The 13,836-nt window shown below is 53.6% G+C and carries 11 protein-coding genes; 8 read left to right on the top strand and 3 right to left on the bottom strand.

What is annotated here, in order from left to right; genetic code table 11:
• The first annotated feature begins 14 nt into the window (after positions 1-14).
• From ABIC79_RS03265 to ruvB, 4 genes are all read left to right on the top strand, one after another.
• Complete coding sequence (locus ABIC79_RS03265) at positions 15-758, top strand: YebC/PmpR family DNA-binding transcriptional regulator (protein ID WP_013575035.1); 744 nt, start codon at positions 15-17, stop codon at positions 756-758.
• 108 nt (positions 759-866) lie between these two features.
• Positions 867-1,388 (top strand): crossover junction endodeoxyribonuclease RuvC, encoded by a 522-nt coding sequence (ruvC, locus tag ABIC79_RS03260; RefSeq protein WP_013575036.1) that lies wholly within the window; start codon positions 867-869, stop codon positions 1,386-1,388.
• A gap of 87 nt (positions 1,389-1,475) precedes the next feature.
• Entirely contained in the window at positions 1,476-2,090 is a 615-nt protein-coding gene (gene ruvA / locus ABIC79_RS03255; RefSeq protein ID WP_013575037.1) for a Holliday junction branch migration protein RuvA, read from the top strand.
• Positions 2,091-2,098: 8 nt separating this feature from the next.
• Positions 2,099-3,106 (top strand): Holliday junction branch migration DNA helicase RuvB, encoded by a 1,008-nt coding sequence (gene ruvB / locus ABIC79_RS03250; RefSeq protein ID WP_037034899.1) that lies wholly within the window; start codon positions 2,099-2,101, stop codon positions 3,104-3,106.
• 64 nt (positions 3,107-3,170) lie between these two features.
• On the opposite strand, the gene ABIC79_RS03245 is transcribed toward ruvB, so the two are convergent.
• The 3 genes from ABIC79_RS03245 to ABIC79_RS03235 form a co-directional block, all read right to left on the bottom strand.
• A complete protein-coding gene (locus ABIC79_RS03245; protein ID WP_354566570.1) occupies positions 3,171-5,549 on the bottom strand; it encodes a glycoside hydrolase family 3 N-terminal domain-containing protein in 2,379 nt (792 codons plus the stop codon).
• Entirely contained in the window at positions 5,546-6,958 is a 1,413-nt protein-coding gene (locus ABIC79_RS03240; protein WP_354566569.1) for an MFS transporter, read from the bottom strand. Before ABIC79_RS03240 ends, ABIC79_RS03245 begins: the two co-directional genes overlap by 4 nt.
• Before the next feature lie 298 nt (positions 6,959-7,256).
• Complete coding sequence (locus tag ABIC79_RS03235; protein WP_354566568.1) at positions 7,257-8,156, bottom strand: LysR family transcriptional regulator; 900 nt, start codon at positions 8,154-8,156, stop codon at positions 7,257-7,259.
• 118 nt (positions 8,157-8,274) lie between these two features.
• Here ABIC79_RS03235 and ABIC79_RS03230 point away from each other — a divergent pair, with 118 nt between their 5' ends.
• From ABIC79_RS03230 to bglG, 4 genes are all read left to right on the top strand, one after another.
• A complete protein-coding gene (locus tag ABIC79_RS03230; protein WP_013575043.1) occupies positions 8,275-9,048 on the top strand; it encodes an SDR family NAD(P)-dependent oxidoreductase in 774 nt (257 codons plus the stop codon).
• 305 nt (positions 9,049-9,353) lie between these two features.
• Positions 9,354-11,228, top strand: coding sequence for a PTS beta-glucoside transporter subunit IIABC (gene bglF / locus ABIC79_RS03225; RefSeq protein ID WP_013575044.1), 1,875 nt, complete (start codon positions 9,354-9,356; stop codon positions 11,226-11,228).
• 22 nt (positions 11,229-11,250) lie between these two features.
• Positions 11,251-12,648 carry a glycoside hydrolase family 1 protein gene (locus ABIC79_RS03220; protein ID WP_015689682.1) on the top strand — a complete coding sequence of 466 codons (1,398 nt, stop codon included), beginning with the start codon at positions 11,251-11,253 and terminating at the stop codon, positions 12,646-12,648.
• A gap of 168 nt (positions 12,649-12,816) precedes the next feature.
• Positions 12,817-13,665 (top strand): transcriptional antiterminator BglG, encoded by an 849-nt coding sequence (gene bglG / locus ABIC79_RS03215; protein WP_121019434.1) that lies wholly within the window; start codon positions 12,817-12,819, stop codon positions 13,663-13,665.
• Positions 13,666-13,836: the final 171 nt, after the last annotated feature.

Genomic DNA, 13,836 nt, shown 5'->3' with positions numbered 1-13,836 from the left:
TTTTGGAGATATTTATGGCAGGTCACAGTAAGTGGGCCAATACCAAGCACCGCAAAGCGGCGCAAGATTCTAAACGCGGCAAAATTTTTACCAAAATCATTCGTGAGCTGGTTACCGCTGCGCGTCTGGGTGGCGGCGATGCGGGTTCAAACCCACGTCTGCGTGCGGCTATCGATAAAGCGCTGTCCAACAACATGACCCGCGATACCCTCAACCGGGCTATCGCACGTGGCGTGGGCGGTGACGAAGACACCAACATGGAAACCATCATTTATGAAGGTTACGGTCCTGGCGGTTCAGCCATCATGGTTGAATGTCTGAGTGATAACCGCAACCGTACCGTGGCAGAAGTGCGTCATGCCTTCACCAAAACCGGTGGCAATCTGGGTACCGACGGTTCCGTGGCTTATCTGTTCTCCAAAAAAGGCGTGATCACTTTCGCTCCTGGTCTGGATGAAGACGTGCTGATGGAAGCCGCGCTTGAAGCGGGTGCTGAAGACATCATTTCTTACGATGATGGCGCTATCGATGTGTTCACTGCCTGGGAAAATCTGGGCGAAGTGAAAGATGCGCTGGAAGCCGCCGGTTACAAAGCTGATTCCGCTGAAGTCACGATGATCCCATCGACCAAAGCCGACATGGATGCAGAAACTGCACCTAAACTGTTGCGCCTGATCGACATGCTGGAAGATTGTGACGATGTGCAGGAGGTTTACCACAACGGTGAAATCTCCGACGAGATCGCAGAAACCCTGTAATCTCAGTGCCGCCGGTGGCTACCACCGGCTGGCTATCCTGTTGTCCCTCAGCAGTTTATACTCTCCCCAACTTTCCAAAAAAACGACAACACAAGGCGTTGACTGGCTATGGCTATTATTCTGGGGATCGACCCCGGTTCGCGTATTACCGGCTATGGCATTATCCGCCAGACAGGGCGTCAGCTCAGCTATCTCGGCAGCGGCTGCATCCGCACCGTGGTGGACGATATGCCGGGACGTCTGAAACTGATTTACGCCGGTGTGTCGGAAATCATTACGCAATTTCAGCCTGATTTTTTTGCCATCGAATCCGTGTTTATGGCGAAGAACGCTGACTCCGCGTTAAAGCTCGGGCAGGCACGCGGTGCGGCAATTGTCGCTGCTGTCAATCAGGATCTGCCGGTGTTTGAGTATGCGGCGAGGCAGGTCAAACAGACCGTGGTCGGTACCGGTGCGGCAGAAAAAGCGCAGGTTCAGCATATGGTGCGGTCAATCCTGAAATTACCGGCTAACCCGCAGGCCGATGCCGCCGATGCGCTGGCAATTGCCATAACGCATTGTCATATGAGCCAGAATGCTATCCGGCTCAGCAGTGACAAATTACAGATGGCGCGCGGACGTATGCGATAGACGCCGCAAGTCCATTAGGCTGGATATCCATCCAGCCTTTTTTATGATATAAACATCGCTGCTTTTGACCTGATAAGGAAAATGAACGTGATAGGCAGACTACGAGGCATTATTCTGGAAAAACAGCCCCCTTTGGTGCTGCTTGAAACCAACGGCGTGGGCTATGAAGTGCATATGCCGATGACCTGTTTTTATGAATTGCCGGAACTGGGTCAGGAAGCTATCATCTTCACGCAATTTATCGTCCGTGAAGATGCCCAGTTGCTCTACGGATTTAACGATAAACAAGAGCGCGCGCTGTTTCGCGAGCTGATTAAAGTCAACGGCGTTGGGCCGAAGCTGGCGCTGGCGATTCTGTCAGGCATGTCGGCGCAGCAGTTTGTCAGTGCGGTAGAAAAGGAAGAAATCACCGCATTAATTAAGTTACCTGGCGTCGGTAAGAAAACCGCAGAACGCCTGGTCGTCGAAATGAAAGACCGGTTTAAAGGATTAAACGGTGATCTATTTAACAATCATACTGATATCACGCTACCTGCATCGGCGTCGAAAGCTAAAGAATCTGACGCCGAAGGCGAAGCCGTTGCAGCCCTGATATCCCTCGGATATAAACCACCGGAAGCCAGCCGCATGATCAGCAAGGTGGCCAAACCGGGCGCAGAATCTGAAACGTTGATTAGAGAAGCGCTGCGCGCAGCGCTGTGAGGTAAACGATGATTGAAGCTGACCGCCTGATTTCTTCCGAAGTTTTCAGTGAAGAAGAGGTCATTGACCGTGCGATCCGCCCGAAGTTGCTCAGCGAATACGTTGGACAGCCGCATGTGCGTTCGCAAATGGAAATCTTTATTCAGGCGGCTAAGCAACGCAAAGATGCGCTCGATCACCTGTTGATTTTCGGACCGCCGGGACTGGGTAAAACCACGCTGGCCAACATCGTGGCGAACGAGATGGGCGTGAATTTACGTACCACGTCGGGGCCGGTGCTGGAAAAAGCCGGTGATCTGGCCGCGATGCTGACCAACCTCGAGCCGCATGATGTGCTTTTTATTGATGAAATCCACCGTCTCTCACCGGTCGTCGAAGAAATTCTCTATCCGGCGATGGAAGACTATCAGCTGGATATCATGATTGGTGAAGGTCCTGCGGCACGCTCCATCAAACTCGATTTACCGCCGTTTACCCTGATTGGTGCGACGACCCGCGCCGGTTCCCTGACGTCACCGTTACGTGACCGTTTCGGTATCGTACAGCGTCTGGAGTTCTATCAGGTGGCTGATTTGCAGCACATCGTCGGGCGTAGCGCCTCCTGCCTCGGGCTGGAGTTGTCGGAAGAGGGCGCGCATCAGATAGCCCGCCGTTCACGCGGAACGCCGCGTATCGCTAACCGCTTATTACGCCGTGTGCGTGACTTCGCGGAAGTGAAAGGCGACGGTACCATTAATGGTGATGTGGCTAACGGCGCGCTGGATATGCTGGATGTTGATGCCGAAGGTTTCGATTACATGGACCGCAAACTGTTGCTGGCCATTATCGATAAGTTCAGCGGCGGGCCGGTCGGGCTGGATAACTTAGCCGCGGCGATTGGCGAAGAGCGCGAGACGATTGAAGACGTCATCGAACCCTTCCTGATCCAGCAGGGGTTTATTCAGCGCACACCGCGCGGGCGTATGGCGACCAATCATGCGTATAAGCATTTCGGTATTGCCAGAGAATCTGAGTAACAGATCTCCTGAGCATAAAAAAACGGACGCCCTGAGCGTCCGTTTTGCTTTCCCTCATCAGGTATTAACGACTGACTTCACAGCGGCTGACCATCCGCCAGTTACGTGGCAACTCGCGTACTTCACCCGCCAGAATCACCTTTCCTGTTGCATGAATATCGGCGCTTGAAGAGCCCACCTGAACTTCAACAGAACCCGGTTCGACGATGCGCTTACCGGCGTGACTGGTGAAATTCAGCATATCGGTCGGAATGCTGAAACTGAGCGTCGCAGTTTGTCCGGCATCCAGTTCAACGCGTTCAAAGGCTTTGAGTTCCTGCATCGGGCGTACCAGTGATGCCACACAGTCACGCAGATAAACCTGCACCACCTCGCTGCCCGCCTGATTTCCGGTATTGGTGACTTTGATTTGTACTGCAATATCGCCATTTTCGATGGCGACCGGTTGCTGATTGAGTTGCAGGTCGTGATAGCGGAACGTGGTGCCGCTCAGTCCGTAGCCAAACGGGTATTTTGCGCCAAAGTGGAAGGCGATCGGCGTGCCGCCACTTTTCAGTTTGTGATTGTAGTAATACGGCATCGCACCGGCGCTTTTCGGTACGGAAACCACCAGCCGCCCGGACGGAGCCTGTTTGCCACTGATAATGTCGCTGATGGCGCGTCCCCCTTCCTGTCCGGGTGCAAATGCCATCAGGTATCCGGCGACTTTTTCTTCCAGCCCGCCAAGGGAATACGGACGACCCCCGGTCATTATCACAATGGTCGGTTTGCCGGTTGCGATCACGGCTTCCAGCAACTGCTGCTGAACGCCCGGCAGTTGCAGGCTGTCTGTATCAGAGCCTTCGCCGACAGTACCGCTCTGGAATAAACCGGCCAGATCGCCGACAAACACCAGCGCGACGTCACTTTCCTGCGCCAGTTTTACGGCCTGCGGGATCAGCGCGGTACTTCGTGATACCGGCGAGTTTTGCATGGGTGTTGCGGCATCGCCGGGGAAGACCGGCGCGCCCGCTGTGCGTTTTTCAAGAATATGGCAACCTTTGGTATAACGGATATTTTGCTCGCCGTAGGCGTCACGCAAGGCCTGTAACGGCGTGGTGATCTGTTCCGTCTGCGCTTCCATTTCGCTGATGATCAGATGCACCGGGAAACTGTAACCGCTGAGCAACGCCAGAGGATCATCTGCCGTCGGGCCGATCACCGCGATTTTTTGGCCGGATGTGGGTTTCAGCGGCAGAATGCCATTATTTTCCAGCAGAGTGATTGAGCGGACCGCGGCTTTCCAGGCCAGTTCCCGCGTGGCAGGTTGCTGAAGCTGCGGCTCAGGCTCAATGGCGTAAGGCTGTTCAAACAGGCCAAGGCGAAATTTTTCAGTCAGCACGCGTGCGACAATTTCGTCAATTTTCGCCATATCAATCAGGCCACGCGAAACGGCATCCGCCAGATGTTGTGCGCAGTCACCTTTCGGTAATTCAATATCCAGACCCGCATTGAACGACAGCGCGGCGGATTCGGCATCGTCGTGGCTGACACCGTGATGCTGATGCAGCAGGCTGACACCACCGTAATCGGCAACAATCAGACCGTCGAACCCCCATTGTTCACGCAAGATTTCGGTCAGCAGGAAGTGATCGCTGTGGCAAGGCTGACCATCAATGTCGTGATATGCAGGCATCACCGAACCGGCATTCGCCAGCTTCACCGCCATCTCAAACGGCAGCAGGAAAGTGTCATTCAGCTCGCGAAAACCAAGATGAACCGGCGCATGGTTGCGCGCGCCTTCGCTGAAAGAGTGCCCGACATAATGTTTCAGCGTGGCCAGCAGGTCCCGCGCTTCGCCCTGTAATCCGCGCACGTAAGCGGTCGCCATCACGCCGACCAGATACGGGTCTTCACCAAAGGTTTCTTCGGTACGTCCCCAGCGCACATCGCGCGACACATCCAGAACCGGTGCCAGCCCCTGATGACAACCAACGCTTTGTGCTTCCTGACGGATAGCACCTGCAATTTGCTCCATCAGTTGCGGATCCCACGTTAAGGCGTAGCTCAGGGACGAGGGAAACAGTGTGGCGTCTTTGCACAATAAGCCGACCAGACATTCTTCGTGGAACATCGCCGGAATACCCAGCCGGGTGTCTTCTACCAGCGTTTTTTGCAGCCGGTTCAGCGCCTGTACGCCTTCTGCCGGGCTGACCACGTGCGTGCCGAGCGGACGGGTGATTTGCCCGGCGCCAAGTGCCAGTTGCTGTTCCAGCGCCTGACTCTGTTTGTGACCAGAAAAATCATCGCTCAGATCGGTACGTTCTTTGTGATTGCCGTTGCTGTCGAGGATCAGCCAGAACGCATGCATCTGCGCGAATTTTTCCTCCGGCGTCATGCGTGCCAGAAGATCGGCGACGCGGCGGGCAACGGGCTGTGAAGCATCCTGATAAAGATAAGTCATCTTACATCTCCTTGATTAATCAAAGGGCGTGAACCGCTGAGCACGGGGTCATCGTCGCCCCCGAAAGAACGTCGCGTTGCGAGGGATAAGGCGATAGTTTGCATGGTGCGGCTGTTGAGTTTGTAGGTAAAAAGCAGCGCGGCCATCAGCAGGAATAACGCACAGGGCACCAGTGTGAACAGTGAACTGATGGTCAACATCACCGAAGCACTTTGCGTGGCGCCGTTCGGCAGGTAACCGACCATACCAAGCACCCAGCCGACGATGGCACCGCCCAGTGCCAGCCCGAATTTGATGGCAAACAGCGCAGTGGAGAATACCAGCCCGTCAAGCCGGCGGCCGGTGCGGGATTCTTCGTGATCCACAACGTCGGAGAACATCGTCCATTGCAGCGGCGTGGTCAGGTTTTGGATAAAACTGAACACAAGATTCAGGGCGAAAATAAGACTGACGGAAGGGGAGGGAATAAAGAAAATCGCTGCATTACACACCACAAAAGTCAGAATTGTCCATTGATAGGATTTAATCCGGTCGAATTTACCCAGTATTTTCTCAGACAATAGTGCGCCAAATAACGAGGCGATCATGCCAAAAACAATAAAATTAAAAATCAGATCCGGGCGGCCTAGCACATATTTCACATAATACATGGTGGCGGAACCACGGATAACGACGGCACATAATAGTAAGATATTAAAAATAAAAACAATGCGCCATTGTGAGTTATTCCACAGTAATTTCAGGTCGCTCAGCATTGAACCGGAGGTGTCATTGCGCGGTTGATAACGTTCACGCGTCAGTCCGAAACAACAAAAAAATAATACGATACCGAGTAATCCCATCAGGCTCATGGCATAGAAATAGCCTTTCTGCGGGTTACCTGCGCCGAGTTTTGCCACCAGCGGCAGGGCGATCACTGTCACCACCAGACCCCCGACAAATGACAGTCCGAAGCGCCACGACTGCAGCGAATGGCGTTCGCGCGGGTCGAGTGTTAACGCCCCCGGCATGGCACAATACGGCACATTGATGGCGGAATACACCAGGCTGAGTAATGTATAAGTGACTGCTGCATAAATAATTTTCCCGGTCGGTGATATGTCTGGTACATAAAATGTGATCAGGCAACAGACCCCAAACGGTATTGCAAACCACAGCAGCCACGGACGGAATTTCCCGTAGCGTGTTGTGGTGCGATCAACCAGCGCACCGATGCAGGGATCTACGCAGGCATCCACGGCGCGTACCACTAAAAATAGTGTGCCCATGATCGCGGCGGGTAAACCAAAAACATCCGTGTAGAAATAAGCGAGAAATAAAGTCGCAGTTTGCCAGACCAGCGCACTGGCCATATCGCCGAGTCCGTAGCCAATCTTATCTTTTACTGAAAGAACCGGAGTGATCACCATTATTTGTTACCTGCTTTCTGTAAGGAGAGATAACCGACGGAAAATAATTCATGTCTTTAACGGAAAAAAAGATAAACAGCCTGGGAAGTAAAATGGTGCCAAAAGTATTGTGAATAGAACTCAGGTAAACAATTGAGGAAATGAATATGCAATTTACGTTTTTTGATTTTGTTTTTTATTTGTGAACGGGATCAAACTGACGGCGGTGTTTGCTTCATCGGCGCGGGGATCCGGACTGGCAAAGGCCCGCGTTGAGCGGGATGCCATCTCCGGTGAATGGGCTGAGACAGGGGGGTTATCACTCTTCCTGCCAGCGGAAATAACCGGTCACCGCTTTTAATGCGGCGGGTAACTGGCGGTGGCCGGGGTAATAGAGAAAGAATCCGGGAAAGGTGACCGACCAGTCTTCAAGCACCCGGATCAGCTTACCTTCCGCCACCAGCGCATCATGTTCAGCACTCTGCGCGCTGTACACCAGCCCGATTCCATCGAGCGCAATGCGGGTCATCATGCTGACGCTGTCGACCACCAGCGGCCCGCTGACGGGCACGGTAATCTGTCGCCCATTTTTTTCGAACTCCCAGCGGTACAGCGAACCGCTGGCAATTTCCCGACGCCCAATGCAGGCATGGTTTTTCAAATCGGCAGGCGTTTGTGGTTGCGGACAGCGGGCGAAATAATCCGGCGAACCGTACACCGCAGAGTGAAAATCGGCGGTCAGGCGTACCGCACTCATGTCCTGCTGAACATCGCCCCGGATGCGTACGCCTGCATCAAACCCCTCACTGATGATGTCCACGAAACCGTCATTGGTGGCAAGTTCCAGCGTGATATCCGGGAACGTCTGACAAAATTTGGGCAACTGCGGCAGGAAAACCATGTCAGCAGCGATGCGTGGCGTATTAATACGCACCGTGCCTTTGGGTATCCCCCGTAAAGCGTTCACTTTCTCCATCGCATCAGAGATGACTGATAATGCTGGCACCACTTCCGCCAGCAATGCGTAACCCGCTTCGGTGGGCGATACCTGCCGCGTTGTGCGGTTCAGCAATCTGACGCCCAGACGCTCTTCCAGCGAACGTAAGGAATGGCTCAGCGTTGAAGCGGTTAAATTTAGCCGCGCCGCGGCTTTGCGGAAACTCTTCTCTTCCGCTACGGCGACAAATGCTCTCAGTTCTCCGAATTCGTGGGTGCGCATCAGTTTCCTATTGATGAATAAAAGCCAGTAAAGCATGCGATATAACATGGCTTATTCACAATAATCAATGCGCTTATAGTCAGGCCTCGGTTTGGAAAATTCATCAACGGAGAAAAATATGTCGCAAACATTACGGTTACAGGGGCGGGTTGCGCTGGTCACGGGCGGTGGCTCAGGCATCGGGCGGGCAGCCGCACTGGCGTTTTCACGCGATGGTGCGAAAGTCGTGGTGGCAGGAAGACGGGAAACGGCGCTCCAGGAAACGGTGATGATGATCCGCGAACGGGGCGGTGATGCCCTGGCGGTGCCGACCGATGTGTCAGACAGCGCACAGGTCCGGCATCTTATTGCCGCGACGCTGGCGCATTACGGGCGACTGGACGCCGCGTTTAATAATGCGGGTGTGGAAGGTTTTGCGCCAGTCAGTGACATGACAGAAGCGGAATTTGACCGGGTGATTGCCACCAATCTGAAAGGCGTCTGGCTGTCAGTGAAATATCAGCTGGAAGCCATGACCGCCGCAGGGCGTGGCGGTGCGATTGTGAATACCTCCTCCTGGCTGGCGCACGGAGCCAGTATTGGCTCTGCTGCGTATTCCGCCAGCAAAGGCGGGCTTGACGCGATGATCCGCGCTATAGCGCTGGAAACCGGTGCGCAGAATATCCGCATCAATAACGTTAATCCCGGCATTATCGATACCCCGATGGCGCGGCGGATGGGCGCAAATGAAGAAACGCTGATCCCTTTTGTACGCCTGACACCCGCAGGGCGCGTGGGCGAACCGGCAGATGTCGCGGATGTTGTGGCGTGGTTGTGCAGTGATGAAGCGCGATTTGTGACCGGTCAGAATCTGCTGGTCGATGGCGGATTTACGGTGGCGGGGCTGCGTTAGTCAGGACAAAAAAGACCGAGGCTCAGGGACGGGCGTCAGTCTGCACAAATTCTGAAGCCGATCACAATTTCATCATCCGGCGGATATTACGACTTGTTTCTGTTTCCGATTCGCCAGAGAATCCGTTTCAGAAAGCAGGATTGTTACTGTCTGACAGGCAAAACCTAAACTTCTCGTTTCTTCGTGTATGACGAAGAGACCGGACGTTTAGGTTTTTTTTTTGGCCTGAATTCAGGGGCAGGCCGCCCCTTTGAAATACAACGGCAATGTCGTGCACGACGCCCTTACTCTGATGAGATGACACTATGGAATACAGAACATTAGCCGACGAAATTCTCCGCGGAGTGGGCGGAAAGGAAAACGTCAACAGTGTGGTGCATTGTGCCACCCGTTTACGCTTCAAGCTAAAAGATACCCGCAAAGCCGATGCTGCCGGGCTGAAAGAAAATCCGGGCGTGATCATGGTGGTCGAGAGCGGTGGTCAGTTTCAGGTGGTGATTGGCAATCACGTCGGTGCCGTCTATGAAGCGCTGGTGAGAGGCAGTGCGCTTTCAGACGGCAGCGATGACGACAGGGGTGATAACGGCAGTGTGTTTGCCCGTGCCATTGATGTCATTTCCGGCATATTCACGCCGTTTATCGGCATTATGGCGGCATCGGGGATCCTCAAAGGTTTTCTGGCGCTGGCGCTGGCCTGTGGCTGGATGGTACCGGAAAGCGGTACCTATAAAGTCTGGTTTGCCGCCAGCGACGCTATGTTTTATTTCTTCCCGCTGGTGATCGGTTATACCGCCGGTAAAAAATTCGGCGGTAATCCGTTTGTGACCATGATGATTGGCGGCGCGATGGTTCACCCGCTGATGATCGCCGCATTTGATGTGCAGCAGTCCGGCGCGCACAGCGAGCATTTCTTAGGCATCCCGCTGGTCTTTATCAATTATACCTCTTCGGTCATTCCGGTGATTCTGGCCGCGTGGGCATCGAGCTGGCTGGAAAAGCAGTCGATGAAAATTTTACCCGGCGCGCTGCGTAACTTCATCACACCGCTGATCTGCCTGATGGTGATTGTGCCGCTGACATTCCTGGTTATCGGGCCGGTCGCGACCTGGGCCAGTCAGCAACTGGCCCATGGCTACCAGTTTGTTTATCACGTCAGCCCGATGGTCGCCGGTGCCTTTATGGGCGCACTGTGGCAGGTCTGTGTGATCTTCGGTCTGCACTGGGGGCTGGTGCCGTTGATGATCAACAACTTCAGCGTGCTCGGCCATGACACCATGCTGCCGCTGTTACTGCCTGCGGTGATGGGACAGGTTGGTGCGGTCGCGGGTGTGATGCTGCGGACCAAAGATGTCCGTACCCGAGCATTGTCAGGGTCGGCGATCAGCGCCGGGATTTTCGGTATCACGGAACCGGCGGTGTATGGCATCACCCTGCCGCATCGGCGTCCTTTTATTTTCGGCTGCGTCGGCGGTGCGCTCGGCGCTGCGGTGCTCGGTTACTTCCAGACCACGGCGTATTCCTTCGGTTTCCCCAGTGTCTTCACGTTTACCCAGATTATTCCGCCCACTGGTTTTGATAAAACAGTGACCGCCGGGATTGCCGGCACCCTGATTGCGCTGTTGTTTGCCGCACTGGCGACTTATTTCTTCGGTGTAAAACAAGAAGCGGTCGCGCCGGAAGTCAGCGAAAAGGCCCAGGCCGATGCGTTACAGGCGCCGCGCGGCAAAACGCTGATCGCCAGCCCGATGAGCGGACCGTGTATCGCACTCGACACAGTGAAAGATCCGACATTCGCCAGCGGCCTGCTGGGTAAAGGTGTGGCCATTGTGCCTGTCGCCGGAAGGGTGGTCTCACCGGTAGACGGCACGGTGGTTTCACTGTTCAAAACCCATCACGCCATCGGAATTGAATCGGCAGACGGCGCAGAAATTCTGATCCACGTCGGCATCGATACGGTGAAGCTCGACGGCAAATTCTTTACGCCACACGTTGACGTCGATGCGGTGGTGAAGCAGGGCGATTTGTTGCTGGAATTCGACGTGCAGGGGATCACTGATGCCGGTTACGACCTGACAACGCCGGTGCTGGTCACCAACAGCGACGATTATCTCGACGTCATTCCGGCCGGTGTCGGACAGGACGCCAGCGAACAAACCCTTTTACTGACTTTATTACGCTAACGAACAGAGCCAGGAGGTTCATATGAACAAGCCATTTCCAAACGGATTTTTATGGGGCGGAGCCGTTGCCGCTAATCAGGTTGAAGGGGCTTACCTGACCGACGGTAAAGGCTTATCCACATCGGATCTGCAACCGCAGGGTGTTTTCGGCCCGGTGCAGGAACGCACGGAAGGGGATTTCGGCGTGAAAGATGTCGCCATCGATTTCTACCACCGTTATCCGCAAGATATGAAATTGTTCGCTGAAATGGGTTTTACCGTATTGCGTACCTCAATCGCCTGGACGCGTATCTTCCCTCAGGGGGATGAATCGCAGCCGAACGAAGCGGGGCTGGCATTCTACGACCGACTGTTTGATGAGATGGCAAAATACGGTATTACACCGCTGGTGACGCTTTCTCACTACGAAATGCCGTACGGCATCGTAAAAAAACACGGTGGCTGGGGCAGCCGCGATACCATCGGTTTCTTCGAGAATTACGCCCGCACGGTGTTCACCCGTTATAAAGATAAAGTCAAACACTGGCTGACCTTTAACGAAATCAATATGTCGCTGCATGCGCCGTTTACCGGCGTCGGATTGCCGGAAGACAGCAGCAAACAGGATATCTATCAGGCCATTCACCATCAGCTGGTTGCCAGTGCCAAAGCGGTAAAAGCCTGTCACGAGATCATTCCTGACGGCAAAATCGGCAATATGCTGCTTGGCGGAATGCTGTATCCGCTGACCTGCAAACCGGCCGATATGATGGAAACCTTGCAGCAGAACCGCGACTGGTTATTCTTCGGCGATGTTCAGGTGCGTGGCGCGTATCCGGCTTATATGCCGCGTTTCTTTAAAGACCGCGGCATGGAAATTAATATTACTTCTGAAGATAAAGCCGCGTTGAAAGAAACCGTCGACTTTATCTCATTCAGTTATTACATGACCGGTTGTGTCACCACGGATGAAGAACAAAATATTAAAGCGCGTGCCAATATATTAAATATGGTGCCCAACCCGCATCTGCAAAGTTCCGAATGGGGATGGCAGATTGACCCGGAAGGGTTGCGCTTCTTAATGAATGAGCTTTATGACCGTTATCAGAAACCGCTATTTATTGTGGAAAACGGTTTGGGTGCGCGGGATAAAGTCGAAGCTGACGGCAGCATTAATGATGATTACCGTATTCAGTACATCAATGACCATCTGGTTCAGGTGCGTGAAGCCATTGAAGACGGCGTGGAAGTGATGGGTTACACCAGCTGGGGACCGATTGATCTGGTCAGCGCCTCGAAAGCGGAATTCTCCAAGCGTTATGGTTATATCTATGTAGACCGCGACGATCAGGGCAATGGCACGCTGGAGCGCCGCCGTAAGAAAAGTTTCTTCTGGTATCAGGAAGTGATTAATTCAAACGGTGCGTCATTAACATCCTGATCTGATCCGGTCTGAAGGGACTTAAGGCCATCGTCACGTTTTGAGGGCAAAATTTACGTCTGACTGAGGATCGGATCTGGTAAAATCATCAGGCAGATCCCAAGACTGCGGCAGACAAAACCTGATCATCCATACGGACGATCAGGTTTTTCTTTTCAGGGAGTTACAATGAAAATCGCCAAAATACTCAATAATAATGTGGTGGTTGTCGTCAGCGGGCAGCAACGTGAACAGGTGGTGATGGGACGCGGGCTGGCGTTTATGAAGAAAGCCGGGGATGAGCTGGATGAAAGCAAAATCGAGAAAATTTTTGCCCTGCAGAATGACGAACTGGTCGCGCATCTGACGGAGTTGCTGTCGCATATTCCGATGGAAGTGATGACCACCTGTGATCAGATTATTTCGCTGGCGCGGGGACGGCTGGGGAAATTGCAGGAAAACCTGTATATCGCACTCACCGATCACTGCAATTTTGCCATCGAACGGCAGAAGAAGGGCGTGCCGATCAGCAATGCCTTGCTGTGGGAAACCCGCCGTCTGTACCCGAAGGAATATGCCCTCGGGCTGGAAGCGCTGGAGATCATCGATTCCCGCCTCGGCGTGCGATTGCCGGTGGATGAAGCCGGTTTTATTGCCCTGCATCTGGTCAATGCGCAGCTTAACGGCGAAATGCCGGAAGTGGCGCAGATTACCCGCGTGATGCAGGAAATCCTCAATCTGGTGAAATACCAGCTGCGTATTGAATACGACGAGGAGTCGCTGAGCTACCAGCGCTTCGTCACCCATCTTAAATTCTTCGCCCAGCGGATGCTCAGCCGCACGGTGGTGGCCGACGATGACATGACCCTGCACGTGGCGGTAAAAGAAAATTACCCACAGGCGTGGCTGTGCGCGGAAAAAATCGGCGATTATCTGGCCGCGCAATATCAGCGCGAACTGACCACGGAAGAAATTATGTATCTCTCCATTAATATCGAACGGGTGAGAAAAGAGTGTCTGCCGAAAGAATCGTCCTGAGCGCACGCAAGCGCAAAATTTGCTGCGCGAAATATGACTGTTCACAATTTTTAATGACGGTTTTTTTTGCCACGGTTAGTGAGAACAGGTAGCATCCTTCGCCGTTATTGCACCAAAACAGTTCCGGCTAAAAAAACTACAGTGGGTAAACCCCATAAACGGCGAGGCTTG

It is taken from the genome of Rahnella sp. 2050 (assembly GCF_040544515.1).
Lineage (GTDB): Bacteria > Pseudomonadota > Gammaproteobacteria > Enterobacterales > Enterobacteriaceae > Rahnella > Rahnella aceris.
This window is presented reverse-complemented; position numbering and strand designations above follow the sequence as displayed.